The organism is Paenibacillus sp. J22R232 (assembly GCF_056269165.1).
In genome coordinates, this window is sequence record NZ_JBWDNK010000003.1 from 378,163 (window position 1) to 405,159 (window position 26,997).

A 26,997-nucleotide genomic window follows, 5' to 3' on the forward strand; every position below is an offset into this window, starting at 1 on the left:
GGTTCGCTCTTTTGTCGTTCTATAACCTGTAGATGATGGATGATAAGCATGTATCAATCCATTAATGATGATTTAATGAAGATTTTAAATAAATATTGCGACATATATAAATATATGATACATATTAAATAACGGAAATGACTTCAACATGTACGCTAATGATCTGTTCCGTCATATGAGAGTAGAGGGAGACTGGATGACATGGAGAGAGAATTGGCATTAGAGCTTGTGAGGGTAACGGAGCTTGCGGCACTCGCATCGGCACCGTGGATGGGGAGAGGCGATAAGAATAGCGCGGACGGCGCGGCGACTTCCGCCATGCGTTACATGTTTGATTCGGTATCCATTCGCGGCACGGTTGTCATTGGCGAAGGGGAAATGGACGAAGCGCCGATGCTTTATATCGGCGAGGAAGTAGGCAGCTTGAACGGACCGGAGGTTGACGTAGCCGTAGATCCGCTTGAAGGCACCGAAATAGTCGCGAAGGGTCTAAACAACGCGATGTCCGTCTTGGCAGTGGCAGGGAAAGGCCAACTGCTCCACGCACCGGATATGTATATGGAGAAGCTGGCTTTCGGTCCTGCTTTAGTCGGGAAATTGTCTATTACCGATCCAATGGACGTGACGCTGCGGAAAGCGGCGGATGCATTAAATAAAAAGGTTTCGGATTTAACGGTCATGATACTGGACAGAACGCGCCATGAATCTATCGTAAAGGTGCTGCGCAAGGTCGGCGTACGCATCAAATTTCTTTCGGACGGCGATGTTGCGGGAGCTATGGCCCCTGCATTCCCTGAGGCGGGTATTGATTTGTATGTGGGCTCCGGCGGAGCTCCTGAGGGTGTCATTGCCGCTGCGGCGCTGAAGTGCTTGGGAGGCGAGCTGCAAGCGCGGTTGATGCCTGCCGACGGCAACGAATATAATCGCTGCGTTCAAATGGGGATCGAGGATCCGTACCGCGTTCTGACGATGGAGGATATGATCGGTACGGGAGACGTGTATTTTGCGGCAACAGGCGTGACGCCGGGCGAGTTTCTAGGCGGGGTTCAATATTTCCCGGACCAGCGGGCAGAGACGCATTCCATTGTCATGCGTGCGAAGACCAAAACCGTTCGTTTCGTTCGCGCGCTGCATTACTTGCCAAACAAGTCATTTCTAAACAGCGGCAAGTAAAGGAAGAAACGTATTCATTCGTTTTCCAGCACTAAGAAAGTAAATGCCTGCTCCTTATCCTGCTGCATATGCGCGGGGATGAGGAGCTTTTGGTTCGCAACCAGTAACACGTCTCCCGGCATGCTGGCTCAAAATAGAGAAAGCCAGCATGCCGGGAGACGTGCTGGCTTTAGCTTATGAGTCCTGGTTATGGCTAACGCATGCGGTTCAACAGCAGGTGGTTAGCTGCCGCCGGGAATGAATTTTTTCAGCCAGCTTCCAAAGCTTGCCGGATTTCGGCTCTGGATAAGCACGACCCCCTCGCCCCGAAATCGGCAAACGAGACCTTCACCGCTCGTAATGCTGGAGAGCCAGCCTTTGGACGCTTTTTCGATCGTGTAGTTCATGTAGCCCGGCCACGCAACCAAATGACCGTTATCAATGATGACTTCTTCTCCCGGCGCTAAGTTAAGCGCATGGATAGCGCCATAGGAGGAGAGAAAAACGGTGCCTTTCCCGCTGATTTCCACGATAAAAAAACCTTCGCCAGACAAAAGTCCCCTGCCTAGGTTTTGCATCTTGGTATTGACCTCAATGCCGCTTGTACCGGCCAGAAAGCCATCCTTCTGCACATAAAGCTTGTATGAGCCATCCAGCTCAATCGCTTCGATATCGCCGAGTGAAGGAGGAGCAAGGTGAACTTCACCTTGTCCCCTGTTTGCCGTCATTTCCTGAAAGAAGAACGTTTCCCCGCTTAGCATTCTGCCGAGTCCGCGCATAAAGCCGCCATCCGTCGTGCCTTTGAGATCGATGCTCGGCGACATGGAGACCATTGCCCCCATCTCAGCCTTTACGCTTTCCCCTGGATTAAGCTTAACCTTCAGCATGGCAAAAGCGCCTTTGTAGAATATATCGTAGTTCATGTAGGGAACCTCCTAAAGGTTTTGCGAAGCAAAATCCAACATCGAAAGCATATGCTTAGGTTTTGCGAAGCAAAATCCAACATCGAAAGCATATGCTTAGGTTTTGCGAAGCAAAATCCGGCTTCGAAATCCCGGTTTAATCGAGGGGCGGCTGCGTTACGCCCTCTCGCTCCGCTTGCCTGCGGTGAGCGATCCGGCTGGCGGCCGATGCGGCGATTGCGCCGACGATGTCGTCTAGAAACGTATGGATTTCCCCGTCGCTTTTGTCATTCAGCTTAACCAATATGCCCGGTTTGAGCTTGTCGACATATCCGAAGTTCGTAAAACCGATGCTGCCGTAGACATTGACGATCGACAATGCCAATATCTCATCGCATCCATAAAGGCTTTCATCATGCTTGATCATATCTTGAAGCGGAGCCATGAGCTTGCCTTCCTCTGCAAGGATGTCGAGCTGTATGCCCGTCAATACGGCATTCTGAACCTCCCGCTTGGACAGGACGGCGTCGACATGAACGATGCAATCCTCAGGCGTCAGGTCAGGGAAATAATCCTTTTGCAGGAAATGCACGAGCTCGGCGATCGCCATCTTTGTTACACCGCGCTTGATGAGCCATTCGTCTGTAGCCTCTGCCACTTTGCGGCTATTAAGGCTATAAATTTCGGGATTGGACATGTTTTTGTTCCCCCTTAGGATTTTATGGACAAAACTGGTCTAAAAAAGGGAAGGGCTCGTATACATAGTACTACAAATAAGGAGTTGTACAAAGCCGCCAGGCAAAACTCGATTAGGGAGGAAAGGTCAATATGATTCAAAAAAGATGGATTAGGGGTGCCGTACTTTCAGGAGTTCTCGTGTTGCCGATTCTTACATCCGGTTGCGGATTATTTTCTCAGGAGACAAGCCAGTCAATCGACCCGCCGCAGATTGAGGTTAAAGACGGGGTAGACAATGCTGAAACCGGACAGGCAGTCGTTGGAGGAGAAACGCAGATGACGGTATACCTCGAGGATCGGAACGGCTACTTGGCGCCGATCTCTCTGCAGACTACGCTTGGCGCTAACGAACAAGCAGGTCAGAAGGCGCTTGAGATGATGGTCGAGAATGGCGCGTATGCCAGCCAGCTTCCGGAGGATTTCCGCGCCGTCATCCCGCAGGGCACGCAAATTATGTCTTACAAATTCGATAAAGAGCAAAAGCTGGCAACGGTCGAATTCTCTGAGCCTTTCGCCGATTATAACGCACAGGATGAGCGCACGATCGTAGAAGCCATTACATGGACGCTGACGGCCATGACAGGCATTGAGGGCGTCGAGATCTGGTATGAAGGCGCCAAGCTGCCGGAAATGCCGGTAGACGGCTATCCGCTGGATGAGAAGCTTACGCGGGCGGTAGGCATTAATATCGAAGCGGCTGAAGGCGTCAATTATGGACAGTCGACGCCGGTCACGCTTTATTTCTCCGCTCAAACCTTGAACGATGAGCAATACTACGTACCGGTCACGCGGCTAGTCGCCCGCTCTTCGGATCCTGCCAAGGCAGCGCTCGAGCAGCTGATATCCGGACCGCTTAACAAAAAAGAGCTGACCAGCGTGATTCTTCCTGACGTACTCGTGAACGACATCGTTCGGGAAGGGAACACGGTGACCGTCGATTTGAAGGACGAGGCGTATCAAGAAGGACAGAAGCTGCCGACTGAGATGCTGCAAGCTCTCGTGCTCTCGGTCACTGAAAGCACTGGCGCGGCTGCCGTTCAGATTAAAGTGAATGGGGAAGCGAACATCGTGGACATGAAGGACCAATCCTACAGTGAGCCGGTAAGCCGCCCGCATCACGTTAACGCCATTAAGTCATAATTAAGCTATGATTGCATAATTAGACTGAAGAGGCTGACACAAAAGAGGGTCGCTCCCTGAAGAAGCAGCTCACGCAATCGAAAATAAGAAGAAATTCGCATTAAACAAGCGTTGCAGAGAAGCCCTCTGCAACGCTTGTTTTTGATTTTGGTCCCTTGCTGATTTATTTAGAAAAAGATGGTAAACGGAGCATGTAAATGATTCTGGAGAAGCGTCAGCGTTCGTTTTTGTGAGGGAATTCCAACCTTTTCAAGTTGATTCAAAGGAATCCCTGAGCAATGACGATCGGAAGAACATTTAAATGTGCAGTTTATGTTCAGTTTGCGGTTTCCCCTAAATGACAATGTGTATATTGCATTTGTAAACGGAGCATTTAAATGATTCTGGAGAAGCGTCAGCGTTCGTTTTTGTAAAGGGATTAGGGCCTATCCTCGTTGATTCAAAGTTATTCCTGAGTAATGGCGTTCGGAAGAATATTTAAAAGTGCAGTTTATGTTCAGTTTGCGGTTTCCGCTAAATAACAACGGTTATATTGCATTTGTAAACGGAGCATTTAAATGATTCTGGAGAAGCGTCAGCGTTCGTTTTTGTGAAGGGATTCCAACCTTTTCAAGTTGATTCAAAGGAATCCCTGAGCAATGGCGATCGGAAGAACATTTAAATGTGCAGTTTATGTTCAGTTTGGCGTTACAAAGGAATCCCAGAACAATGGCGATCGGAAGAACATTTAAATGTGCAGTTTATGTGCAGTTTGCCGTTTAAGCTGAATAATAAAGATATTACATCGTCAAACTACTGACTTATGGGACAGCCCCTTTTTGTATTTTAATTAGGCTCGTAGGCCAACGGCAGCACTTGGATATCTTTTTCGCGGGCGCGGATGCAATTCAAAGGTTACTTTGTTAGAATAGGAAAGATTGTACGATGGAATCCAAGGATTATCTAAACTATATTACGCATGACTCAGGAGGAAATAACAATGAGAAACGACGGTCGGCAACCGAACCAGCTTCGGCCGGTAACCATAACGACAGGCGTCAACAAATATGCAGAAGGGTCCGTGCTTATTGAGGTCGGAGAAACGAAGGTGATTTGTACGGCCAGCGTAGAGGACCGGGTTCCGCCTTTTATGAAGGGGCAAGGTAAAGGCTGGATTAATGCCGAGTATGCCATGCTGCCGCGGGCAACGCATTCACGCAACATCCGCGAGGCAGCCAAAGGCAAGCTTACGGGACGGACAATGGAAATACAGCGTCTCATCGGACGCGCGCTGCGTTCGGTCGTAGATTTGCAAGCACTCGGCGAACGTACGATTACGCTGGATTGCGACGTTATCCAAGCCGATGGAGGAACGCGTACGACTTCGATTACCGGAGCATTCATTGCGCTAACGATTGCAGTGAACAAAATTTCGGAGAAGGTCCAGTTCGCCAAATACCCCATTACTGATTTCTTGGCTTCGGTAAGCGTTGGCGTAATTCAGGAGAAAGCGATGCTGGACCTGAATTACGAAGAGGACTCCAAGGCAAAGGTCGACATGAATGTCGTCATGACTGGCAATGGGAAATTCGTAGAGGTGCAGGGCACTGGCGAGGATGCGCCGTTCTCCCGTGAAGAGCTTAATCAGCTGCTTGCTCTCGGAGAAGCGGGCATAGTGGAGTTGATCGGCAAGCAGCGCGAGATTCTTGGGCCATTGGCTGCTCGTATTGGAGGCTAACCGTTATGTCAAAGCAACAGCTGCTTCTGCATGAGAAGATTGTGGTGGCTACCAAAAATGCGGGCAAGGTAAAGGAATTCGCGCATGCGCTTCAGAAGCTTGGCAAGGAAACGCTAAGTTTGCATGATTACCCGCAGATTCCCGATATTGTGGAGGACGGCGACACATTTGCGGCTAACGCGCGCATCAAAGCCAAGACGACCGGCGACACGCTTGGCGTGCCTGTGCTGGCTGATGATTCAGGCCTACGCGTAACGGCGCTTAACGGCGCTCCCGGCGTGTATTCGGCGCGTTATGCGGGAGAGCATGCATCGGACGGAGACAATAACGAGAAGCTTGTACGCGAGCTTAAACGATTGCATCAGCAAGGCAGCTTGCCGGAACTCGGCAGGCTCGATGACGGCTCACAGCTGCTTAGCGAGGCTCAATTCGTTTGCGCGCTAGCGCTGTATGATCCGGCGACCGGGCTGTTTATTGAAGCAGAAGGAACGGTAGACGGCGTGATAACGGACAAACCACATGGCGATGGCGGGTTTGGCTATGATCCTTTGTTTTGGTTGCCTCGTTTAAACCGCGGAATGGCTGAGCTGACGAAAGAAGAAAAACAGCAAATCAGCCACCGCGGCGAAGCGCTGAGAGTGCTGCTTCCCCAATTGGAGCAGGCGTAAGACTCGAACCAATGAAACACCCCCAGCAGCAAGAATGCCGTTGAATAGGCATCCCAGCAGCCGGGGGTGTTTGATTTTGTTTGCTAAGAGAGCAGAGCGTACGGTTAACCGATGACAACTTTATATTGCTTCAGCCAGAGGTTCACTTGGTACAAGTACGCGAACAGCTGGGGGCCTGACATGAGCTGACCGAACCATGGGATATTCGACTTTGCGGAATCCGATTCGGCAAGCTCCCTAACCTTTGCGACATTAATGAGAGGAAGCAGCGGAGAAGCCGGATCATTCAGTACGTCCAGCAGAAGGCCTTTGACCGCCGCCAAATAATTGGGGTTATGCGTTTTAGGGTAAGGACTCTTTTTACGGGTCAATACGTCGTCGGGAAGAACGCCGCGCAGCGCCTTCCGCAAAATGCCTTTTTCCCGGTCGCCGGACGTCTTGATTTCCCAAGGGATGTTCCATACATATTCGACGAGCCGATGATCGCAGAAAGGCACCCTCACCTCAAGTCCAGCCGCCATGCTCATGCGATCCTTGCGATCGAGAAGCGTTGGCATGAAGCGGGTAATATTCAAGTAAGACATTTGGCGCATTTTGCGCAGCTGCTCGTTTTCTCCGTCAAGATGGGGGACTTCCCCGATTGCTTGCGCATATCGGTCTCCGATATAGTCGATTGGCTTGATCCAGGCTGCGACGTCCGGGGCAAGCAGGTCAGCGCGCATGGCTGAGGCGAGCGACCAAGGGAACGTGTTGGCATTAAGCGCCTCCTCGCGATGGAACCACGGATATCCTCCGAAAATTTCGTCAGCTGCTTCCCCGGATATCGCGACCGTCGCATCCTTTTTAATCTCATGGCAGAAGAGCAGCAGCGAGGCATCGACGTCTGCCATCCCGGGCAGATCCCGTGCGAGAGTAGCTGCTTTCAAGGCGTTGACCAGCTCCGGGGTATCGAATTGGATCGGGTGATGGATGGTTCCGAGATGTGTAGTCATCCTCTCGATCCATGGCGCATCGCTGTTGGGTTGGAAGGCATGCGCCTTGAAATGCTTGTCATTATCCGTGTAATCGACCGAATAGGTATGCACGTTCCCTTGCCCGTTTTCATTGTAGTATTGGACGGCAAGAGTTGTTAATGCGCTGGAATCGAGACCCCCGGATAGAAGCGTGCATACGGGGACGTCTGATACGAGCTGGCGCTCGACGGTATCCTTCAACAGTTCTTTTACCTGCTCTGCCGTTTCCTCGATGCTCTGCGCATGCGGAGAGCTCTCAAGCTGCCAATACGTAACGGTCTTGACGCCGGAGTGATTGACCGTCATGCAGCGGCCGGGCCTAAGCTCGCTAATTTGTTTATATACACCGTGGCCGGGGGTTCGCGCAGGACCGAGAATGAATATTTCGGCAAGACCTTCCGCGCCGACCTCAGGCTTCACAGCAGGATGCGCTAATATGCACTTTTGTTCCGATCCGAATATGAACAAACCATCCTGTACGCTATAGAACAAAGGTTTTACGCCAAGCCGGTCACGCGCGAGAAATAATTCCTGTTCAGCAACGTTCCATATCGCAAATGCGAAAATCCCATTAAAACGCTCCACGCAAGCTTTGCCCCATTCCATATAGGCAACCAGCAGTACTTCTGTATCGCAATTTGTCGTAAAAGCTCTACCTCTGCCCTCAAGCTCCTTGCGAAGCTCAGGTGCATTGTACAATTCCCCGTTATAGACAACGACATATTTGTCATCGCCGGTATGGCGTATCATTGGCTGTGCGCCGTTCTCCGGGTCAATGACGGATAATCGGCGGTGGCCTAAAGCGCAATGCGCCGATATCCACGTACCGGAAGCGTCGGGACCGCGCGGTGCAAGGGTGTCGGTCATCTTCTCTAAGCTTTCGCTTTGCTTAGTCAGATCACGGTTCCAATCGATCCAGCCCGTAATTCCACACATCGATCTCATTCCTCTCTTTTGCTGGTCTCAAATTAGCGATAATATCAGTTATATGCAGAAAAAGGGATAAAATGTCTGTCCGATGGGGGATGCTAGAGGTGTCTGTATAAAGCCTAGATACAAAAAAAGGAGCGTGTGAGACGTGGTTGATATGGAAGCAGGCGGAGTGGAGCGCAAGAGCTATTATGTATCCGTTCAGGCGGGGCAAATATTAGAGGATCCGCAAGCGGCGGCTTACGAGCTTGAAGTCAGCCTGAGCGAGGAGGAGCATATCAAGCTGCGGGAGCTGTTTGACGAGCTGTCCAGCATGGATGAGGCAGAGATGTTCCATTTCTCCCATTCGCCGTTTGGATCGGCGAGCGACAGCGAAATTAACGGGGGATATGACGACCTTATCCAACGAATTTACAAAAATCTGCATGCGCATGGAACCGAAACGACGAAGCGCCATATTGAATCGATGCAGCTGTTATAGGCGGGTATAAGCAGTCCGGCCGCTGGCGAGAGGCAGTCGGACTATTGAACGAAGATGAATAGAAGCCTTGCATTGTTGAAGCATGATCCTGTTCTATTAAAATCAAACAAAAAATGATATACTTCTACAAAAATAGTGGAGGTTTATCGCTTTGCAAAAGTTGGTTTTTTTCGTGGGAGTAGCAGGCACAGGCAAGACAACGGTAGCGAGGAAGCTGGCAGATCGCATTCCAGCGGCATTTCTGGATCGTGATACGATCGGGGGCAGATTTGTCGAAGCAATACTCGAGCTTAACGGACTAGACAAACGGGATCGCGATTCGGAGTATTACAAGAAGCATTTGCGCGATTTGGAATATGACACGGCGAAGGATGTATGTATCGAGAATCTCGCTGCGGGGCAAAACGTGTTTATGATCTCCCCGTTTACGGCGGAGCTCAAAAATAAGCAATGGATCGAAGAGGTCGTTGAATCGGCGGGCTTGTCGCTCCAAACGGTAGACATAAAGGTTGTGGTCGTGACGCTTCAGGATATGGAGCTGCAAAAGAATCGAATTATCGGGCGGCAGACGGAGCGTGACCAGTGGAAGCTGGACAACTGGGGCGACTTTGAGAAGCGCATTGAATTCGTACCGCAGATCAATTGGGATATCCCGAGCTCTTCCATTCTTATTTTTGACAATAGCGGCGAGCTGACAGCGGAGAAATCAGAGCAATTATACCATTTCGTTAGCGAGAAGAAAGCAACGATGACTGCATAGATGCTTGTTGATACCGATTCAAACGCAGGGGTGTTCCAAAGGATAATGTCCTTCAGGAACACCCTTTTTTATTGTAGTTTGCCAGGCATGCTTGGACTTCGAGCCGACAGGAGTATAGAACTACCCACCACTGCCAGAAGCAATTGCCCCGCCGCCCGTTAGAGGTGTCCATTCTAAATGGCCTTACAATACAGGGTTGTTCCAGCGGCAGCAACGGTGAAAAGACTGCTTCTCGCTTTTTACGGTTGAGGGCAGCCTTTGCCAAATCAAATATGTGGTTCACTCTATAGAAACAGCAATGCATAGGGTCCATGGAATGGCCCTATGCAATATAGTTCTAAGAAATGAAGCAGTCCGAACGCATGGAGGTTACGTCATGACTATTTTATTCATAGAAATTAGTAACCGCCGAAACCAAAGCCAGTACCGCGAGAGATAATTACCAGCAAAATGAACAATACAAGGATAAAACCGATACTGTTGGCACCACCGACATAACCACCCATTAAACATCCACCTCCCAGCAACTTGAGTACAGTTTAGATTATGCGAGGACGGCGGTCGGTGTTTGGGTGTTTGTGATGTAATGATATTGGCCTATCGGCTTTGCCATGGCCTATACTTGAATGATGCGGCATGTTTCATGCGTGTAAAAAAAGTGTAAAATGAAAGGAAGGCGGACAGGCGATGGCAGAAGCTGTACATAAAAAAAGCCGCAAATCCTTTGAAAACGAAAGGAATTGCAGCTTTGTATTAAAGCAAGATTCAATTTGTTGTTAATGGCGTCCCGGAAGAGATTCGAACTCCCGACCGACGCCTTAGAAGGGCGTTGCTCTATCCAGCTGAGCTACCGGGACACAAGCAATAATATATCATAAGAGAATATTTTATTGCAAGCTTTATTTTGTTTTTTTGCTTTTTTAGATGGAAATCGGTTAAAAACCCTTAAGAAAACGACATTTGTTTTTTCTTTTGATTGTACATGGTATAATCGAACGCAAGATTGTACGTATGAACAAACGGCGTGACCATAAGGCGGTGTTATCATTACAACTCCCAATGACGCACAAAGCGACAACAAGGACAACGTTTATTTGTTCCCTAGCATGCTGGACCATTATCAGGTACAGTTAACCCGTATGCTAGAAGCGGAGCAATACGGGGAGGCCAAGGAGTTGCTGCGGTTTTTGCTGCAATGCCAGGGCGAGGACGCGCGCCATTATGAAGAGTGGGACAGTCTTCTGACATGGCTCGATATGGCTTTCCCTGAGGATGGGAATGCAGAAGACGGTGCGGGATTTATTGCAGCCAAACGGGAAAAGGAAGAGGATGAAGCTACGATACGCGAGCAGCTTCTCAATCCTCCTGACCAGGATGAAGCTTATGTAAATCAAGTGCTCTACATCATGCAGAATCATCCGATGATCGATCAGCAGATTCTTGCCCTTGAACGCGCAGCCTATATTCAGGCGCCGGACATGGACGAGACGATCAAAAATTGGCTGGTCACCCAGCAGGTTCATCCGGTTGTGCAGTTCAAGGCGCTGCAATGCTTGAGGAAGCGCGGGGCGACAGGCACGATTACGCTGGAGAGGCTCGGAGAAACGACTGAGCTTGACCTGGAGGTTATACCGCTTTCTATGGACGAGTTTCCGAATCCGATCATCCGGATATTGGAGCGAACCGAGCAGGTTGCCGAGGTCGATGATCCGACATTGCCGCATTTCGCAAGAGAATTATGGAAGGAAAGTTTGCAATTTTTGTATGGTACGGCTGCATATCATTGGATGCTGAGAGACGATGACGATACGGTGGATTATTTCGCTGCTGCGCTGCATTTGACGCTGCTTCTCACTGTATACGGCTCGGCGAACGATGACGATATTCGTGATACATACGGCATTACCGAAGGCTTGAGATTCCGTTATGAGCAAGCTTGCAAGGCATTAAGACAGGTTGCTGTGCTGCAGCAATCCGGAGATGATGAACCAGAGTCTTGATAATCTGGCCCAGCTTGTTTATAATAGAATGGTTTATGAAACGTGATAACTACTGATGCATGAGCATTTTCGGAGGGGAAGGCATAAAATGAAAGCAACTTGGGAAAAAATAGACAAGAACATCGTGTCGATCGACGTGGAGGTTGAAGCGGAGAAAGTCACTGTCGCTCTTGATCAAGCATTTAAGAAAGTCGTTCAAAAAGTAAACGTACCTGGATTCCGTAAAGGTAAAGTGCCGCGCGGCATTTTCGAATCCCGTTTTGGAATTGAAAGCCTGTACCAGGATGCAATCGACATCCTGCTGCCTGACGCTTATTCCGAAGCAGTAAGCGAGCACAATCTTGAGCCGGTTGACCGTCCTGAGATTGATGTTGAGCAATTCGCTAAAGGCGAAACGTTCAAGTTCAAAGCAAAAGTCATCGTTAAGCCTGAAGTTACGCTTGGCGAATACAAAGGCCTAGAAGTTGAAACGGCTGTAGCTGAAGTTACCGAAGAAGAAATTGCTGCTGAGCTAGAGCGTCTTCAACAACGTCATGCTGAGCTTTCCGTAGTTGAAGAAGGCGCTGCGCAGAACGGCGATATCACTGTCATCGATTTCGACGGCTATGTAGACGGCGAAGCATTCGAAGGCGGAGCAGGCGAGCGTTATTCGCTTGAGCTTGGTTCGAATTCCTTTATCCCAGGCTTCGAGGAGCAAGTCGTAGGCATGCAAATCGGCGATTTCAAGGATGTTGATGTAACATTCCCTGAGACTTACCACGCAGAGCACCTTGCAGGCAAGCCGGCAGTGTTCAAAGTGAAGCTTCACGAAATCAAACGCAAGAGCCTTCCGGCTCTAGACGATGAGTTTGCCAAAGATGTCAGCGAATTCGATACGCTTGAAGAGTACAAGCAGGATCTTGTTAGCAAGCTTCAAGAGCGTAAAGTTCAAGAAGGCGAGCAAGCTCGCGAAGTTGCCGTTGTAGATAAAGCAACAGCAGCAGCAGAAGTTGAAATTCCTGAGCCGATGATCGTTTCCGAAACGGACTACATGATCAAGGATTTCGAAAACCGTCTCAAAATGCAAGGCATGAACATGGATCTTTACTTCCAGTTCTCCGGCCAAAATGAATCCGTGCTTCGCGAGCAAATGCGTACAGACGCTGAAAAACGCGTTCTAAACAACCTTGTGCTTGACGCGATTGCCAAAGCTGAAGGCATTGCAGCTAACGACGAGGATTTAAATGAAGAGCTAGAGAAGCTATCCAAATCGTACAACCGTCCTTCCGAAGAGCTGCGTGAAATCTTCTCGAAAAACGGTAACCTTAACAGCCTTCAAGAAGATATTGCGCTTCGCAAAACAATCAAATTCTTGCTTGAAAACAGCAAAGCTGTTTAATAAGCCACATACGTATAACTGAATAAAAAGCTTCACTCAGGATAAGGCACGTCATTGGTACGTGCCTTATTTTGACCCTACATATGAAATTGTGCTTGCTCTGGAGGCTAATCTCCGTACATATCGAACGGACGTCGTCGTATAATGTATAAGTGGAAAAATGACATCATTACGACTACGTGTTACAATAAGTAAGTAACCAAAGTCATAAACGAAAAGAGGTTGGTCGCATGAATCTGGTACCGATCGTAGTCGAACAAACGAATCGCGGGGAGCGTTCTTACGATATTTACTCCCGTCTACTGAAGGACCGCATTATTTTCCTTGGGAGCGCAATCGATGATGATGTTGCAAACTCCATCATTGCACAGCTGCTGTTTCTGGCGGCCGACGACCCAGAGAAAGACATACATCTGTACATTAACTCTCCCGGCGGCTCCGTGACTGCGGGAATGGGTATTTTTGATACGATGCAATATATTAAGCCTGAGGTATCCACCATTTGCATGGGGATGGCAGCCAGCATGGGTTCGCTTCTGCTTACTGCGGGAGCTAAAGGCAAGCGCTTTGCGCTTCCTAATGCTGAAGTAATGATTCACCAACCGCTCGGCGGCGTACGCGGCCAGGCGTCGGATATTAAAATCCATGCGGATTGGATTTTGAAAACGAAGCAGAAGCTAAACCAAATTTATGTAGATCGCACCGGACAGCCATATGAGAAAATCGACCGCGATACCGACCGTGACAATTTCATGAGCGCGGAAGAGGCTCTTGCCTACGGTTTGATTGACAAGGTGATTACAGCACCGGTATCGACGATTTAATCGAAGGGGTGATTACATGTTTAAATTCAACGACGAAAAAGGCCAGTTGAAATGTTCATTCTGCGGCAAATCGCAGGATCAAGTACGTAAATTGGTTGCCGGTCCCGGCGTCTATATATGCGACGAGTGTATCGAGCTGTGCACTGAAATTGTTGAGGAAGAACTCGGCAATGAGGAAGAGCTTGATCTTAAGGATATTCCGAAACCGAAAGATATCCGGGCCATCCTGGATTCTTATGTCATCGGTCAAGAGTTTGCGAAAAAATCGTTGTCTGTAGCGGTTTACAACCATTACAAACGGATTAATTCCGGCAGCAAGATCGAAGACGTCGAGCTGCAAAAGAGCAATATTTTGCTGTTAGGTCCTACGGGATCCGGTAAAACCCTGCTTGCGCAAACGATGGCGAAAATTTTGAATGTGCCGTTTGCGATTGCGGACGCAACTTCGCTTACGGAAGCGGGATATGTCGGCGAGGACGTTGAGAATATATTGCTTAAGCTCATTCAGGCTGCGGATTACGATGTAGAGAAGGCGGAACGCGGCATTATCTACATCGATGAGATTGATAAAGTAGCCCGCAAATCAGAGAACCCGTCGATTACCCGCGACGTATCTGGCGAAGGCGTACAGCAAGCCCTTCTCAAAATTTTGGAAGGCACGGTTGCCTCTGTTCCACCGCAAGGCGGTCGGAAGCATCCGCACCAAGAATTCATCCAAATCGATACAACGAACATTTTGTTCATTTGCGGCGGTGCGTTTGACGGCCTCGAGTCTTTGATCAAACGTCGTATCGGCAAGAAAGTGATCGGCTTCAGCTCGACTGGCGAGCTGCAGAAGGATTTGAAGGCAGGCGAATACTTAACGATGGTATTGCCGGAAGATTTGCTGAAATTCGGTCTTATTCCGGAGTTCGTAGGTCGGTTGCCGATCATTTCCACGCTTGAACCGCTTGATGAGCCTGCTCTCGTTCGGATTTTGTCCGAACCAAAGAATGCGCTTGTGAAGCAGTACCAGAAGCTGCTTGAAATGGATAACGTGAAGCTTGATTTCGAGCCTGCTGCGCTTGATGCCATTGCAAAGGAAGCGATCAAACGCAACACCGGAGCTCGTGGCTTGCGTGCCATTATTGAGAGCATCATGCTTGAAGTCATGTATGAAGTGCCTTCGCGAGATGATCTGAGCACTTGTCTGATTACTGAGCAAACGGTGCAAGAGAAAATTATGCCGGAGCTTACTGCTAAGAAAAGCAAGAAGAAGGAAGAGAGCGCGTAAGCTAGCGTTCAAATAGATGGGCTGTGAGTTTGGGCGATATGCTGGGCTTGCAGTCCAACTGCGTAACGAGCGTTTGTCGCCAATGACGGCTTTGCCGATTACGCTTGACTACCGTCATTGTTTCCACCCAGCCGCGCGGCGTCATTGCCGCCAGTCAAAGGGTGGACTTTGACGTTCATGGGAGAGATTAGCTTATGTATTTGCGTCAGGATACAGTGGCGGTTAAAGTCGGTAATCTAACGATTGGCGGCAGTAACGAGGTCATTATTCAAAGTATGTGTACAACGAAGACAGCTGACGTCGAAGCGACTGTTGCGGAGATTTTGGGACTGGAAGAGGCGGGCTGCCAGCTTGTCCGAGTTACGGTCAATAACAAAGAAGCAGCTGAAGCAATCAAGGAAATCAAAAAACGCATTCATATTCCTCTTGTAGCAGATATTCATTTCGATTACCGCTTGGCATTGCTTGCGATCGAGAACGGCATAGATAAGGTCCGGATCAATCCGGGCAATATCGGCCGTCGTGAGCGCGTGGAAGCAGTCGTAAAGGCATGCAAAGAGAAAGGAATACCGATTCGAATCGGCGTTAATGCCGGTTCATTGGAAAACCATCTCCTTGAGAAATACGGTTATCCTACGCCGGAAGCGATGGTAGAGAGCGCGCTTTTCCATATCGGAATTTTGGAAGAGCTTGATTTCCACGATATTATCGTTTCACTCAAAGCTTCCGATGTGCCGATGGCTATCGCAGCTTACTCTATGGCTGCAAAAGTGATCAAGTATCCGCTTCACCTTGGCATTACAGAGGCGGGTACGCTGCACACGGGGACGATTAAGAGCTCGGCGGGCATTGGCGCGTTACTGGCGCTTGGCATCGGCAACACGCTGAGAATCAGCCTGAGCGCGGATACGGTTGAAGAAGTTAAGGTAGCTCGGGAGCTGCTCAAAACATTTGGGCTTATAACGAATGCGGCAACGCTGGTATCTTGTCCGACCTGCGGTCGCCTTGATATCGATTTATTCTCTATTGCCAATGAAGTCGAAGAATATATTTCCAAAATCAAGGTGCCGATCAAAGTATCCGTCCTTGGCTGTGCGGTAAACGGCCCAGGCGAGGCGCGGGAAGCCGATATCGGTATCGCAGGCGCTAGAGGCGAGGGCATGCTGTTCCGTTACGGCGAGCTTATTCGCAAGGTACCTGAAGCTGAATTGCTAGCCGAGCTGAAGAAGGAAATCGACGAAATTGTGCGCGTGTTTGAAGCAACCGGAGAAATTCCGGGCCGGAAACACCATGCGCCAGCATAAATAAAAAATAGGCTTATTGCATCCAATCTGGATGCGGTAAGCCTATTTTTTTTAATATGAGACTGTATGGGTTTCACGCGATAACGTATTTTTCTACTTCTCCGAGAAACGGATATCCTCCTCCTGCAGAGGACGGCTAAGCCGTTTCTTCCTGACGTATAGGAAAGGATATGAGTTTGCTCATCCTATCTCTATATGTTTCGCCGAATCGTTGGCGTCTATTGAAAGGACGCCGTCAGGCGTTTCTTCTTATTTGCAGCGAATACAGTTACTTTTGCCAAAGACGCATAATTTACGGAATTGAAGGAAAAATATTGATTACATCTCAGAAATAAAGGCGGGGAGAATTTGGAGCGGATTAGTCTCAATCAGCTTGGATCCATGATCGTATTGTTTCTGATCGGCAGCTCCTCGTTGTTTTTGCTCGCTAGTGATGCTTCCAAGGACGCTTGGCTTGCCGTAATAGTTGGAATGCTCTGCGGCTTGCTCATATTAGGGGGCGTTAATTTAACCTTGTACCGTTTGATGCCGCAAAAAAATTTAGTGGAAATCATTTTCGAATTAATGGGAAAGCCTCTCGGTTATGTGGTTTCCATCACCTATGTTTTGTATTTCTGTTATAAGTCGATCCGGAACGTCAGAGAGTTCGGCGATTTGATGATTATGTATTTGCTCCCGCAAACCCCTCTGCCCGTACTCATACTCGTGGTCTGCCTATTGGCAACCTATACGGTTTTTCATGGCGTGGATGTTTTTTTCAGAATGGCCGAAGCGATTCTGCCCGTCGTTATCATCATTTATATTTTTTTGTTTTTATTAGTCGCATGGTCAGGACTGCTGCATGTTGAGAACGTAACCCCTGTGCTTGACGATGGTTTCAAACCGGTATGGGAAGCTGCCGTGCCAGAGCTTATTTCATTTCCGTTCGGCGAGCTCATTTTGTTTATGATGTTTTGGAAGTATTCGGAGCATAAAGGAAATATGGTGAGCCTGGTCATAAAATGTTTTTTGTTTTCTGGTTTGTTTATTACATTTACGAATTTCTTTATTCTCGCGGGCCTGGGCAGCCTCGCCGGCAAAGTGACGATTCCCTTGATGCAAATGACGAACTTGATCGATTTCGCTCAGTTTTTAGAGCGGATTGATCCGCTGGTAGCGCTTCTCCTGTTTACGGGCGTGTTTTTCAAACTTACCGCGTATTATTTCGGAGCGGTGCTGGCTATGAGACAAATGACGAATGCACCTATGACTGCTGCCGTTCTGACAATAGGATCAATCATTTATTTTGGTTCTTTTATGTTCAGAAACTATATGGAACAAGTGTGGTTCGGATTTCAATATAACGTAAAGTATCATTTCCCCATCCTGCAAATATGGATTCCCGTACTGCTTCTTGTGCTGGCCATCATCAAAAAGAGACGGAGTGAAAAGGTGCATGCAAAATGAGTGAGGAAAAAAAAGACGGCAATGTTAAGGATGATAAAAAAGACGGTAATTCTAAAAATGAAAAAAGGGACAGCAATGCTGAGCGTGAAAAAAAGGACAGCAATGCTAAGAATGAAGAAGATATAAAACGATTGTCGACCGAATTGGATCTGAACATAAAAATGGTTACCGACGAGCTAGGCACCCAGCCTGATATCATCATTAGACATTTGCATATGTTCAAAAGCAGCAAAGCGGCCCTGCTGTACATTGCCGGCATGACGGATGTGAATGCGGTCAATCTGCTTGTGATGAGCATGATAGCGGAGCCGCCACTGAGCAGCGGCTCCGAGCAGGAGGAATCACCCTTCGATTGCGTGATGTATCGTTCCCTGGCGGTAGGGGGCGTGCGAAAGCTTGATAGCATTAACGAAGTACTGCATGCGATGCTTGAAGGCAATTCAATCGTGCTGCTTGATGGATATAAGGAAGCAATTGCGGCATATACCTGCGGAGTGGAAAAACGATCTGTCGAGGAGCCGAGTACGCAAACCGTCGTTCGCGGTCCGAAGGAAGGCTTCACCGAAACGCTTCACATTAATACGGCGCTAATCCGCAACAAGATTAAGTCAACGAATTTGAGCATGGAATACAAAATAATCGGGCATCAGACGCGTACAACGATTGCGCTCGTTTTTATGAAAGGAATAGCTGACGATAAAGTCATTGAGGAAGTTCGCCGAAGATTGGATTTAATCGATACGGACAGCATTTTGGAGAGCGGGTATATCGAGGAGTTTATTCAAGACAAAACCTTTACGCCGTTTCCGCTGCTGCAGAACTCCGAACGACCTGATGCGGTAGCGGCAGGGTTGCTTGAGGGGCAATTCGCTATTGTCGTAGACGGTACGCCGTTCGTGCTGCTCGCCCCCGTTACTTTCGTTAAGTTTTTTCAATCGAGCGAGGATTATTATCAGCGTTATGATATTTCCACCTTTTTGCGGATCATTCGTTTCTTTTCTTTTTTTGCATCGATGCTGCTGCCATCCATTTATATTGCGATCACGACCTTTCACCAAGAAATGCTGCCAACCCAGCTGTTAATCAGTATCGCCGCTCAAAGGGAAGGGGTTCCTTTTCCCGCTTTAATTGAAGCGATGATCATGGAGGTGACGTTCGAAATCTTGCGTGAGGCCGGCGTAAGAATGCCGCGCATCATTGGACCCGCGATTTCGATCGTCGGCGCCCTAGTCCTAGGTCAATCAGCTGTACAGGCTGGGCTTGTTTCGGCCGCGATGGTTATCGTCGTATCGTTTACGGCGATTGCGAGCTTCGTTATTCCATCCGTCAACATGGGTACCGCTGCCCGTTTGATCCGTTTTCTGCTTATGATTCTTGCGGGCACTTTCGGTGTCTTCGGGATTTTGGCGGGCCTTATGATGATTTTGACCCATTTGTCAGCGCTGCGTTCGTTTGGCGTTCCGTATTTGGCGCCGATCGCGCCGCTTATTCCTGGCAACTTAAAGGATGTCTTTATTCGGGTTCCTTGGTGGGCGATGAAGAAACGGCCGAGCCTCTATCAGAATCAAGCGGGAACCGTACGTCAGAGCACGCCTAGCAGCCTTACGGAAACAGATGATGAGCATACTCAAAAAGGGGGCGGACAGCAGTGAAGCAGCGTATAACGACCTTGCAGGCGATCGTTATTGTCGTGGTCGCAATCGTTCCCAGCTCTTTGTTCTACATACCAAGCTTTGTGATTCAAATTGCGAAACAGGACGGCTGGATTTCGGTAATGCTGGCTCTGGCTGTTTCACTGCTGCTTGCGGTTGTAATCGGACATACATGTATGAAAGGGGATCGGCAGCCGCTGCTGAAGTGGCTCCAAGGTCGGTTTGGGAAAGTGATATCCACCGGGCTTGGGCTAGTACTCTGCGTATATTATTTTGTAGCTTCGGTCGCGATAGTCAGGCAATTTTCCAATTTCATGTCCGAGCAGGCGCTTATGACTACGCCGATGGTCATGCTCGCAGGAATCATCGTGCTAGTTTCCGTATACATCGCGTCGCAAGGAATCGAATCATTGGCCCGCGTCATTTTTGTCGTATTTTTGTTTTTTATGTTTTTTGTAGGCTTTAACATTTTGTTGATATGGGGACAGTTCGACTTCAATCAATTTCTGCCGATCATTGAGAGTCCGCCAGCGGATCATGTGGAAGCGATGCTTATGCCGCTCGGATGCCTCTCCGAAATCGCCGTTTTGCTTTTGCTTATGCCTTACTTAGAAAAACCTGCCTCAGCCATTAAAGTGGCCATTTGGGGGACAGTAATTTCCGGCACCATATTTATGTGTGTCACGATGGTCACAATCGCGGTATTCGGAACCAAGATCATAGGAGCGATTTCATATCCTGCTTTTGCGGCGATCGGAACGGTTGAAATCGGTCAATTCATTGAGCGGGTTGACGTGTTTCTCATTTCGGCTTGGACGGCCTCCATGTTTGCTCAGGTGTCCATCTTTACGTTCGGTTTTTTTCAGCTCACGGAACAGACCTTTAAGCTCACGCCTCATTTCAGCCATTATGCAGCCGGAGGCGTTTTTATTCTTGCTACTGCCTTGTTTGCCTGGCCAAGCAACGTGGTCGTAGCCGAATTCAGCTATACGACGTTGACCCTTTACTTTCTGCTCAACAATTACGCCGTATGCATCCTGGTTTGGGCAGGTCTGCATTTGACGAAGCATAAGGCGATGCCGTCTTTGGAGGGCCTATGAGAAGAGTCCGAATTTGGAGTGCTGCAGCAGTATATGTCCTTTGCTCGCTTCTACTCACTGGCTGCTGGAACCGAATCGAGCTCAATGAGCTTGCCATAACGTCGGCTACCTCGGTAGATAGGAAAGGCGAGGATTGGCTCATTTCCTTTCAAGTAGTCATCCCGTCTTCAATCTCATCTGGCATCGGTATAACAGGAGGAGGAGCAGGGGCGCCAGTTAACGTATATTCGACCACGGGGAAAACGATTAGGGAGGCAAATGCGCGAAGCTTTTTTGAAAGCCCCCGCAAGCTGTATTTTGCACATAACCGGGTCTTGATCGTCAGCGAAGATACGGCACGCCGTGGGCTGAATCCCGTATTGGACGTCTATTTGAGAAACACAGACGCGCGTGAAACCGTTGATGTGCTCATCGCCCCCGGCAGCGCCCGCAGGATTCTAGAGCAAATGATGCAAATCTCAAAAATTTCTGGTGACGGCATTAGGGAAATCAATCACTTGGAGTCTAAATTCACGTCTGTACTGCCTGAGGTGAAGCTGTATCAGCTGGCTATGAATTTGGCTAGCGATTCAGGAAGCGCGCTGCTTCCCGAAGTTTTCGTAGCAGGTAATTCGGATGCTTCCTCGCTTAAGGTTTTTGAAAGCACAACCTTGCCCGCCAAGATCAAGCTAGGCAGAGTAGCCGTTATTAAAAAAGATAAAATGGTTGGTTGGCTCTCGCGCAAGGAGTCGCTCGGCGTAGCGTTTTTACGCAATGACGTTAAGAATACGATGCTGACGTTTGCTTGCCCGAACGAGGAAAACAAGTATTTGACTCTACAAATTTCAGATTCCTCTACGGCGCTTCAGCCATCTTTGGAAGAGGGGAAGATGACGGTGAGAGCCCACATTAAAGGAAAAGCCGTGCTTTCCCAATCAGACTGTTCGTCCATGGATTTGTATAAACCCGAGATCGTCGATGCATTGGAAACCGCGGCGGAGAAAGATGTGCAAAGTTTCACGAACGCAGGATGGAAAGCGGCTCAGCGCTTGCAAACCGATGCAGTGGGTTTTGCAGATATGGCGCATAGAAAGTACCGCAAGCAGTGGCGAGAATGGAAGAAGGATTGGGATCAATATTTCTCTACGATTAAACTCGAGGTGTCAGCTGAAATTACGATTACGAATGTAGGACTCAGCAATCAGCCGATTGACGTCAACAAATTAAGAGAGGGCAAAAAATAAGGAGAATGAGCATGAGTTATATTACCGTATGGTTTGTTTTGACGCTTGCTGTTGCGATGGGGATAGGGTACAGGCTGTTAATAAAAAAAGGCTTGTACCGCAACTTTATTGTCTACTCGGTCATGCTACTATGGACGGCGTATCTCCTAGGATCGAAGTGGTATAACTGGCCAGCGATTACAGTCATTTCGCCAATCACGCTATTCATTGCCCCGCTCAAGCGTTTCATGAACATCATGAGCTGGATGGGTTGAGGTGCGCTTATTGTAAAATTAACGGCAATTAACGGTTATTACCACTTCGTAGGGGCAATACTATCCAATACGAGTGAAAAATACGGAAAGCATGCTCATCTGGCAACGAAGAAGGTGCTCCATAAATAAGTCGAAAAAATAATAATGGAAAAATTAACAATATTTCCATATAAGTTCGCGAATACGTGGGCTGATCCGCATATCCACAACTCCACGGTTACGACCGTTTACGCTTGAAATCGAAGCATGGGGCATTTCTCCATGAGCCTTCGATTTCTACGCGAAACGAGTCTTCACTATTACACGGTTACGACCGTTTACGCTTGAAAGGAGCGGAATGTTATGAGTTTAAGTGTTGTGTTGATGTTGATCCAAGTTTTTTTTGCCGTTGTAATCGGCTTGTATTTCTGGAATTTGCTGCGCAATCAGAAGACGAACCGCTCTGCGGTCGATCGGGAGTCGAGGAAGGAAATGGACAAGCTTCGGAAGCTGAGAAGCGTGTCCCTAACGAAGCCCCTTGCGGAGAAAACAAGGCCACAGGCGATGCAGGATATCGTCGGCCAGCGCGATGGACTGCGTGCTCTCAAGGCAGCTCTATGCAGCGCTAATCCGCAGCATGTGATCATTTATGGCCCGCCAGGCGTCGGTAAAACCGCGGCTGCGCGCGTCGTGTTGGAGGAAGCGAAAAAGAATCCTTCCTCGCCGTTTTTGCCGGAAGCAAAGTTCACGGAAATCGATGCGACTACGGCTCGCTTTGACGAGCGCGGAATTGCTGATCCGTTGATCGGCTCGGTCCACGATCCGATCTATCAAGGCGCTGGAGCCATGGGCGTGGCCGGTATCCCGCAGCCGAAGCCTGGTGCAGTCACGAAAGCGCACGGCGGCATATTGTTTATTGACGAAATAGGTGAATTGCATCCGGTTCAGATGAATAAATTGTTAAAAGTGCTGGAGGACCGCAAGGTTTTTCTGGAGAGTGCCTATTACAATTCCGAAGACTCCAACATCCCGGTGTACATCCATGATATATTCCAAAACGGACTGCCGGCGGATTTCAGGCTTGTAGGCGCGACAACGCGCTCGCCGCAGGAAATTCCGCCAGCGATCCGCTCCCGCTGCATGGAGGTGTTTTTTCGCCCGCTGCTAGCGGAAGAAATTGGATTGGTCGCCGAAAACGCAGTGAAAAAAATCGGCTTTGCGCCTTGCCCGGAAGCCATCGATGTCGTCAAACGCTATGCGACGAATGGCCGTGAAGCGGTTAACGTCATACAATTGGCCGCTGGCGTGGCTTTGTCTGAGAAACGCGATAGCATTGCTGCCGGGGATATCGAGTGGGTAGTGAACAGCAGCCAGATTCCTCCGCGTCCCGACCGCAAAGTGCCGGATGCGCCTCAGGTTGGCTTCGTGAACGGCCTTGCCGTGTACGGCCCGAACATGGGGACGTTGCTTGAAATCGAAGTGAGCGCGATTCCGGCGGCTGCTTCCAAAGGGCAGTTCACGATTACAGGCGTCGTGGATGAGGAAGAGCTCGGCGGCGGTTCACGAACGCTGAGAAGAAAGAGCATGGCGAAGGGATCGGTCGAGAATGTGCTTACCGTCTTGCGGCGCATAGGTCTAAATCCGCAGGATTTTGACCTGCACATTAATTTCCCGGGCGGCACTCCTATCGATGGGCCTTCCGCAGGCATTGCGATGGCGACCGCCATCACGTCGGCAATCAAAGGAATTCCGATCGACAATAAGCTGGCTATGACCGGCGAGGTCGGCATTCACGGCAATGTGAAGCCGGTCGGCGGCGTATTGGCCAAGGTTGAGGCTGCATTTCAAGCTGGAGCGAATACGGTCATCATTCCAAGAGAAAATTGGCAGGCGATTTTCGCGGACCTGGAAGGTCTTAAGGTGATTCCGGTCGAAAAGGTAGAAGAAGTATTCAAGTATGTATTTCCTGGTGCGGAAAACTCCTCGGTACGGGTGGAAGCTCCGTTTGGAACCGATCTTTTTATCGCTTCCGCCGTTCCCTATTTGCAGGCTGATTCCGTAGAATGATAAACTAGGGTAGACGTTAACAATTGGAGGTGCTGGTGTGGGACCTAGTAAAACGAAAGGCCGTCGGCTGCCCTTGCTTCCGCTGAGAGGGCTACTCGTTTATCCCAGCATGGTGCTTCACCTTGATGTGGGTAGGGACAAATCGGTGCGGGCGCTTGAGCGCTCGATGGTCGAAGATCATATGATATTGCTTTGTTCACAGTCTGAAGTGAACATCGAGGAGCCGACGGAGGAAGATATTTATAAAGTCGGCACCATTGCGAAGGTAAGGCAAATGCTGAAGCTGCCGAACGGCACGATCCGCGTATTGGTGGAGGGCGTGTCGCGCGCTGAGATTTTGGACTATTTGCCGAATGATGAATTTTATGAAGTGTCCGTGAAAGAATTGCCGGAGCAGGAGACGGATGATCCTGAGGTTGACGCTCTTATGCGCTCCGTACTGAACCAGTTCGAGCATTACATCTCTTTATCGAAAAAGGTTACGCCCGAAACCTATGCGGCCGTATCCGATATTGATGATCCAGGCCGACTTGCGGACGTGATAACAAGCCATTTGTCACTCAAAATCAAGGATAAGCAGGATATTCTTGAAACAGTGGATGTCGGGGAGCGTCTAGAGAAGCTGCTTGATATTCTCAATAACGAGCGCGAGGTACTTGAGCTGGAGCGTAAAATCAACCAGCGCGTAAAGAAGCAAATGGAAAAAACGCAAAAGGAATATTATTTGCGTGAACAGATGAAGGCGATCCAGAAGGAGCTTGGCGAGAAAGAGGGCCGCGCTGGCGAAGTAGAGGAGCTGCGCTCACAGCTCGCGGAAGCGGGGGTGCCTGAACAGGTTAAAGAGAAAATCGAGAAGGAGATCGATCGTCTCGAGAAAATGCCGTCTACCTCTGCCGAAGGCGGCGTCATTCGCAATTATATCGATTGGCTTCTTTCCCTGCCGTGGAACAAGACGACGGATGACGATTTAAGCTTGAGCAAGGCCGAAGCGATTCTTAATGATGACCATTACGGATTAGAAAAGCCAAAGGAGCGGGTGCTTGAGTATTTGGCTGTTCAGCAGCTTGTAAAGCAGCTGAAAGGGCCGATCCTTTGTCTAGTCGGTCCTCCGGGTGTCGGCAAGACGTCGCTGGCGCGCTCAATCGCCAAGTCGCTCGGCCGTAAGTTCGTGCGTATTTCGCTTGGCGGCGTACGCGATGAGGCCGAGATCCGCGGACATCGCCGCACCTACGTTGGAGCGATGCCTGGCCGCATTATTCAAGGAATGAAAACCGCTGGATCGTTGAACCCGGTCTTTTTGCTTGACGAGATCGACAAGATGGCACAGGATTTCCGCGGAGATCCCGCATCTGCGCTATTGGAGGTACTAGATCCCGAGCAGAACAACACATTCAGTGACCATTACGTTGAAGTGCCGTTTAATTTATCCAACGTGATGTTTGTTACGACTGCCAATGCGCTTCATAATATTCCTCGTCCGCTGCTTGACCGTATGGAGGTCCTGTATATTCCCGGGTACACGGAGCTTGAGAAGCTGCAAATCGGTACGCGTTACTTGCTGCCGAAGCAGAAGAGAGAGCATGGGCTGACGGAAGAGCATTTGGTTATCAAAGAAGAGGTGCTGCTGCAGCTCGTTCGGGAGTATACGCGCGAGTCAGGCGTCCGTAATTTGGAGCAGCAAATTGCAGCCGTATGCCGGAAAGCAGCCAAGCATTTCGTTTCCCAGGAGCAAACCGAAATATTGGAGCCGCTTGAGCTGACGAGCGAGCTGCTTAAGGAATGGCTTGGGCCATCAAAGTTCCGCTATGGTCTTGCCGAGAGCGAGAATCAAATCGGCGCGGTGACCGGTTTGGCTTGGACGGAGGTTGGCGGAGACACGCTTGTAATTGAAGTTACCGTAATGCCTGGTAGCGGAAAGCTAACGTTAACTGGTAAACTAGGTGATGTCATGAAAGAATCGGCCCAAGCTGCGTTCAGCTATACCCGCTCGAAAGCGAACGAGCTTGGCATTGATCCGTCATTCCATGAGAAAAACGATATTCATATTCATATTCCAGAGGGCGCTATTCCAAAAGACGGCCCATCTGCGGGCATTACCATTGCAACAGCTCTTATTTCAGCGCTAACGAACCGTTACGTGAACAAAGAAGTAGCGATGACTGGTGAAATAACGCTCAGAGGCCGTGTGCTGCCGATCGGCGGCTTGAAAGAGAAATCGCTAGCCGCGCATCGGGCAGGAATTCGCACGATACTGTTGCCGAAAGATAATGAACGGGATCTAAGGGATATTCCCGACAGCGTACGTCATGATATGCAATTTTTTCCTGTCAGTCATATGGATGAAGTGCTGCAGCATGCGTTGCTTCCGGTTCAAACGGAGGAGAAGGCAGGTACATCGATTTTATGAAAATTACACAAGCAGAGTTCGTCATCAGTGCAGTAAAGCCCCACCAATATCCAGAAGACGCCTTGCCAGAGATTGCTCTGGCAGGGCGTTCGAATGTAGGAAAATCTTCATTGATCAACAAACTTATTTTACGCAAAAACTTAGCAAGAACGAGCTCGCAGCCTGGGAAAACGCAGCAGCTTAACTATTACCGGGTAAACGACCTGGTTTATTTGGTCGATTTTCCGGGTTATGGCTATGCAAAGGTTTCGAAGACACAGCGCGTGCTGTTTGGAGAAATGATTGAGCGGTATCTGCAAGGCCGAGAGCCGCTTAAGCTGCAGCTTCTGATCATTGATATCCGCCATGAGCCGTCGGAGCAGGATCAGCAGATGTACAAATGGCTGAAGCACTACGAAATTCCAACCTGTGTCGTCGTAACGAAAGCGGACAAGATTCCAAAGTCGAAATGGGACAAGCATATCAAAATGGTCAAAAAAACGCTTGAAGTGGATCCGCGCGATTCCGTTGTTTTATTTTCGTCGGAATTGGGTATTGGAAGAGAGCAGCTTTGGGATATTATTAACGAAGCGATTGCTACATGAGGTAG

Annotated in this window: 23 protein-coding genes and 1 tRNA gene; 19 read left to right on the forward strand and 5 right to left on the reverse strand. The window is 49.1% G+C overall.

What is annotated here, in order from left to right:
• Positions 1–201: 201 nt before the first annotated feature.
• Positions 202–1,173, forward strand: a complete 972-nt coding sequence (gene glpX, locus AC0YN3_RS12660) for a class II fructose-bisphosphatase (RefSeq protein ID WP_475775402.1) — start codon at positions 202–204, stop codon at positions 1,171–1,173.
• Positions 1,174–1,394: 221 nt separating this feature from the next.
• Here the strand turns inward: glpX and AC0YN3_RS12665 are convergent, their stop codons facing one another.
• Together AC0YN3_RS12665 and AC0YN3_RS12670 are read right to left on the reverse strand one after the other, a co-directional pair.
• A complete protein-coding gene (locus AC0YN3_RS12665; RefSeq protein ID WP_183557556.1) occupies positions 1,395–2,075 on the reverse strand; it encodes a TIGR00266 family protein in 681 nt (226 codons plus the stop codon).
• 136 nt (positions 2,076–2,211) lie between these two features.
• Positions 2,212–2,751: a phosphatidylglycerophosphatase A family protein gene (locus tag AC0YN3_RS12670; protein WP_183557559.1), complete on the reverse strand. Its 540-nt coding sequence runs from the start codon at positions 2,749–2,751 to the stop codon at positions 2,212–2,214.
• A 131-nt stretch (positions 2,752–2,882) separates the two neighbouring features.
• Here AC0YN3_RS12670 and AC0YN3_RS12675 point away from each other — a divergent pair, with 131 nt between their 5' ends.
• From AC0YN3_RS12675 to AC0YN3_RS12685, 3 genes are all read left to right on the forward strand, one after another.
• Positions 2,883–3,932 carry a GerMN domain-containing protein gene (locus tag AC0YN3_RS12675; RefSeq protein ID WP_475775403.1) on the forward strand — a complete coding sequence of 350 codons (1,050 nt, stop codon included), beginning with the start codon at positions 2,883–2,885 and terminating at the stop codon, positions 3,930–3,932.
• A 979-nt stretch (positions 3,933–4,911) separates the two neighbouring features.
• Entirely contained in the window at positions 4,912–5,649 is a 738-nt protein-coding gene (rph, locus tag AC0YN3_RS12680) for a ribonuclease PH (RefSeq protein WP_475775404.1), read from the forward strand.
• Positions 5,650–5,654: 5 nt separating this feature from the next.
• A complete protein-coding gene (locus AC0YN3_RS12685; protein ID WP_475775405.1) occupies positions 5,655–6,317 on the forward strand; it encodes a non-canonical purine NTP pyrophosphatase in 663 nt (220 codons plus the stop codon).
• Positions 6,318–6,421: 104 nt separating this feature from the next.
• On the opposite strand, the gene asnB is transcribed toward AC0YN3_RS12685, so the two are convergent.
• Positions 6,422–8,266 carry an asparagine synthase (glutamine-hydrolyzing) gene (gene asnB / locus AC0YN3_RS12690; RefSeq protein ID WP_475775406.1) on the reverse strand — a complete coding sequence of 615 codons (1,845 nt, stop codon included), beginning with the start codon at positions 8,264–8,266 and terminating at the stop codon, positions 6,422–6,424.
• Between the two features lie 151 nt (positions 8,267–8,417).
• On the opposite strand from asnB, the gene AC0YN3_RS12695 reads away from it, so the two are divergent.
• Both AC0YN3_RS12695 and AC0YN3_RS12700 read left to right on the forward strand, forming a co-directional pair.
• Entirely contained in the window at positions 8,418–8,741 is a 324-nt protein-coding gene (locus tag AC0YN3_RS12695; protein ID WP_475775636.1) for a hypothetical protein, read from the forward strand.
• A gap of 151 nt (positions 8,742–8,892) precedes the next feature.
• Positions 8,893–9,501 carry a P-loop nucleotide/nucleoside kinase family protein gene (locus AC0YN3_RS12700; RefSeq protein WP_475775407.1) on the forward strand — a complete coding sequence of 203 codons (609 nt, stop codon included), beginning with the start codon at positions 8,893–8,895 and terminating at the stop codon, positions 9,499–9,501.
• Between the two features lie 398 nt (positions 9,502–9,899).
• On the opposite strand, the gene AC0YN3_RS12705 is transcribed toward AC0YN3_RS12700, so the two are convergent.
• Both AC0YN3_RS12705 and AC0YN3_RS12710 read right to left on the reverse strand, forming a co-directional pair.
• Positions 9,900–10,007, reverse strand: a complete 108-nt coding sequence (locus tag AC0YN3_RS12705; RefSeq protein WP_212758534.1) for a dihydroorotate dehydrogenase — start codon at positions 10,005–10,007, stop codon at positions 9,900–9,902.
• Positions 10,008–10,281: 274 nt separating this feature from the next.
• Positions 10,282–10,358, reverse strand: a tRNA-Arg gene (locus tag AC0YN3_RS12710).
• Between the two features lie 237 nt (positions 10,359–10,595).
• On the opposite strand from AC0YN3_RS12710, the gene AC0YN3_RS12715 reads away from it, so the two are divergent.
• The 13 genes from AC0YN3_RS12715 to yihA all read left to right on the forward strand — a co-directional run bounded on the left by AC0YN3_RS12715 (position 10,596) and on the right by yihA (position 26,992).
• Positions 10,596–11,501 carry a hypothetical protein gene (locus tag AC0YN3_RS12715; protein WP_475775408.1) on the forward strand — a complete coding sequence of 302 codons (906 nt, stop codon included), beginning with the start codon at positions 10,596–10,598 and terminating at the stop codon, positions 11,499–11,501.
• An 88-nt stretch (positions 11,502–11,589) separates the two neighbouring features.
• On the forward strand, positions 11,590–12,879 hold the full coding sequence (gene tig, locus AC0YN3_RS12720) for a trigger factor (protein ID WP_475775409.1): 1,290 nt from the start codon (positions 11,590–11,592) through the stop codon (positions 12,877–12,879).
• Between the two features lie 230 nt (positions 12,880–13,109).
• On the forward strand, positions 13,110–13,703 hold the full coding sequence (clpP, locus tag AC0YN3_RS12725) for an ATP-dependent Clp endopeptidase proteolytic subunit ClpP (RefSeq protein ID WP_053374767.1): 594 nt from the start codon (positions 13,110–13,112) through the stop codon (positions 13,701–13,703).
• A gap of 16 nt (positions 13,704–13,719) precedes the next feature.
• Positions 13,720–14,976 (forward strand): ATP-dependent protease ATP-binding subunit ClpX, encoded by a 1,257-nt coding sequence (gene clpX / locus AC0YN3_RS12730; protein ID WP_076271649.1) that lies wholly within the window; start codon positions 13,720–13,722, stop codon positions 14,974–14,976.
• Between the two features lie 194 nt (positions 14,977–15,170).
• On the forward strand, positions 15,171–16,280 hold the full coding sequence (gene ispG / locus AC0YN3_RS12735; protein ID WP_183557585.1) for a flavodoxin-dependent (E)-4-hydroxy-3-methylbut-2-enyl-diphosphate synthase: 1,110 nt from the start codon (positions 15,171–15,173) through the stop codon (positions 16,278–16,280).
• Between the two features lie 348 nt (positions 16,281–16,628).
• Positions 16,629–17,726, forward strand: a complete 1,098-nt coding sequence (locus tag AC0YN3_RS12740; protein ID WP_475775410.1) for a GerAB/ArcD/ProY family transporter — start codon at positions 16,629–16,631, stop codon at positions 17,724–17,726.
• Positions 17,723–19,378, forward strand: coding sequence for a spore germination protein (locus tag AC0YN3_RS12745; protein ID WP_475775411.1), 1,656 nt, complete (start codon positions 17,723–17,725; stop codon positions 19,376–19,378). The genes AC0YN3_RS12740 and AC0YN3_RS12745 overlap by 4 nt, the downstream gene beginning before the upstream one ends.
• Entirely contained in the window at positions 19,375–20,478 is a 1,104-nt protein-coding gene (locus AC0YN3_RS12750) for a GerAB/ArcD/ProY family transporter (protein WP_475775412.1), read from the forward strand. Before AC0YN3_RS12745 ends, AC0YN3_RS12750 begins: the two co-directional genes overlap by 4 nt.
• A complete protein-coding gene (locus AC0YN3_RS12755; RefSeq protein WP_475775413.1) occupies positions 20,475–21,701 on the forward strand; it encodes a Ger(x)C family spore germination protein in 1,227 nt (408 codons plus the stop codon). The genes AC0YN3_RS12750 and AC0YN3_RS12755 overlap by 4 nt, the downstream gene beginning before the upstream one ends.
• Before the next feature lie 11 nt (positions 21,702–21,712).
• The gene (locus tag AC0YN3_RS12760; protein WP_475775414.1) at positions 21,713–21,955 is read left to right on the forward strand and encodes a hypothetical protein; all 243 of its coding nucleotides are present in this window, start codon (positions 21,713–21,715) and stop codon (positions 21,953–21,955) included.
• Between the two features lie 342 nt (positions 21,956–22,297).
• Positions 22,298–24,001, forward strand: a complete 1,704-nt coding sequence (gene lonB, locus AC0YN3_RS12765; protein ID WP_475775415.1) for an ATP-dependent protease LonB — start codon at positions 22,298–22,300, stop codon at positions 23,999–24,001.
• A 37-nt stretch (positions 24,002–24,038) separates the two neighbouring features.
• The gene (lon, locus tag AC0YN3_RS12770) at positions 24,039–26,408 is read left to right on the forward strand and encodes an endopeptidase La (protein ID WP_475775416.1); all 2,370 of its coding nucleotides are present in this window, start codon (positions 24,039–24,041) and stop codon (positions 26,406–26,408) included.
• The gene (gene yihA / locus AC0YN3_RS12775) at positions 26,405–26,992 is read left to right on the forward strand and encodes a ribosome biogenesis GTP-binding protein YihA/YsxC (RefSeq protein WP_475775417.1); all 588 of its coding nucleotides are present in this window, start codon (positions 26,405–26,407) and stop codon (positions 26,990–26,992) included. The genes lon and yihA overlap by 4 nt, the downstream gene beginning before the upstream one ends.
• Positions 26,993–26,997 lie beyond the last annotated feature (5 nt).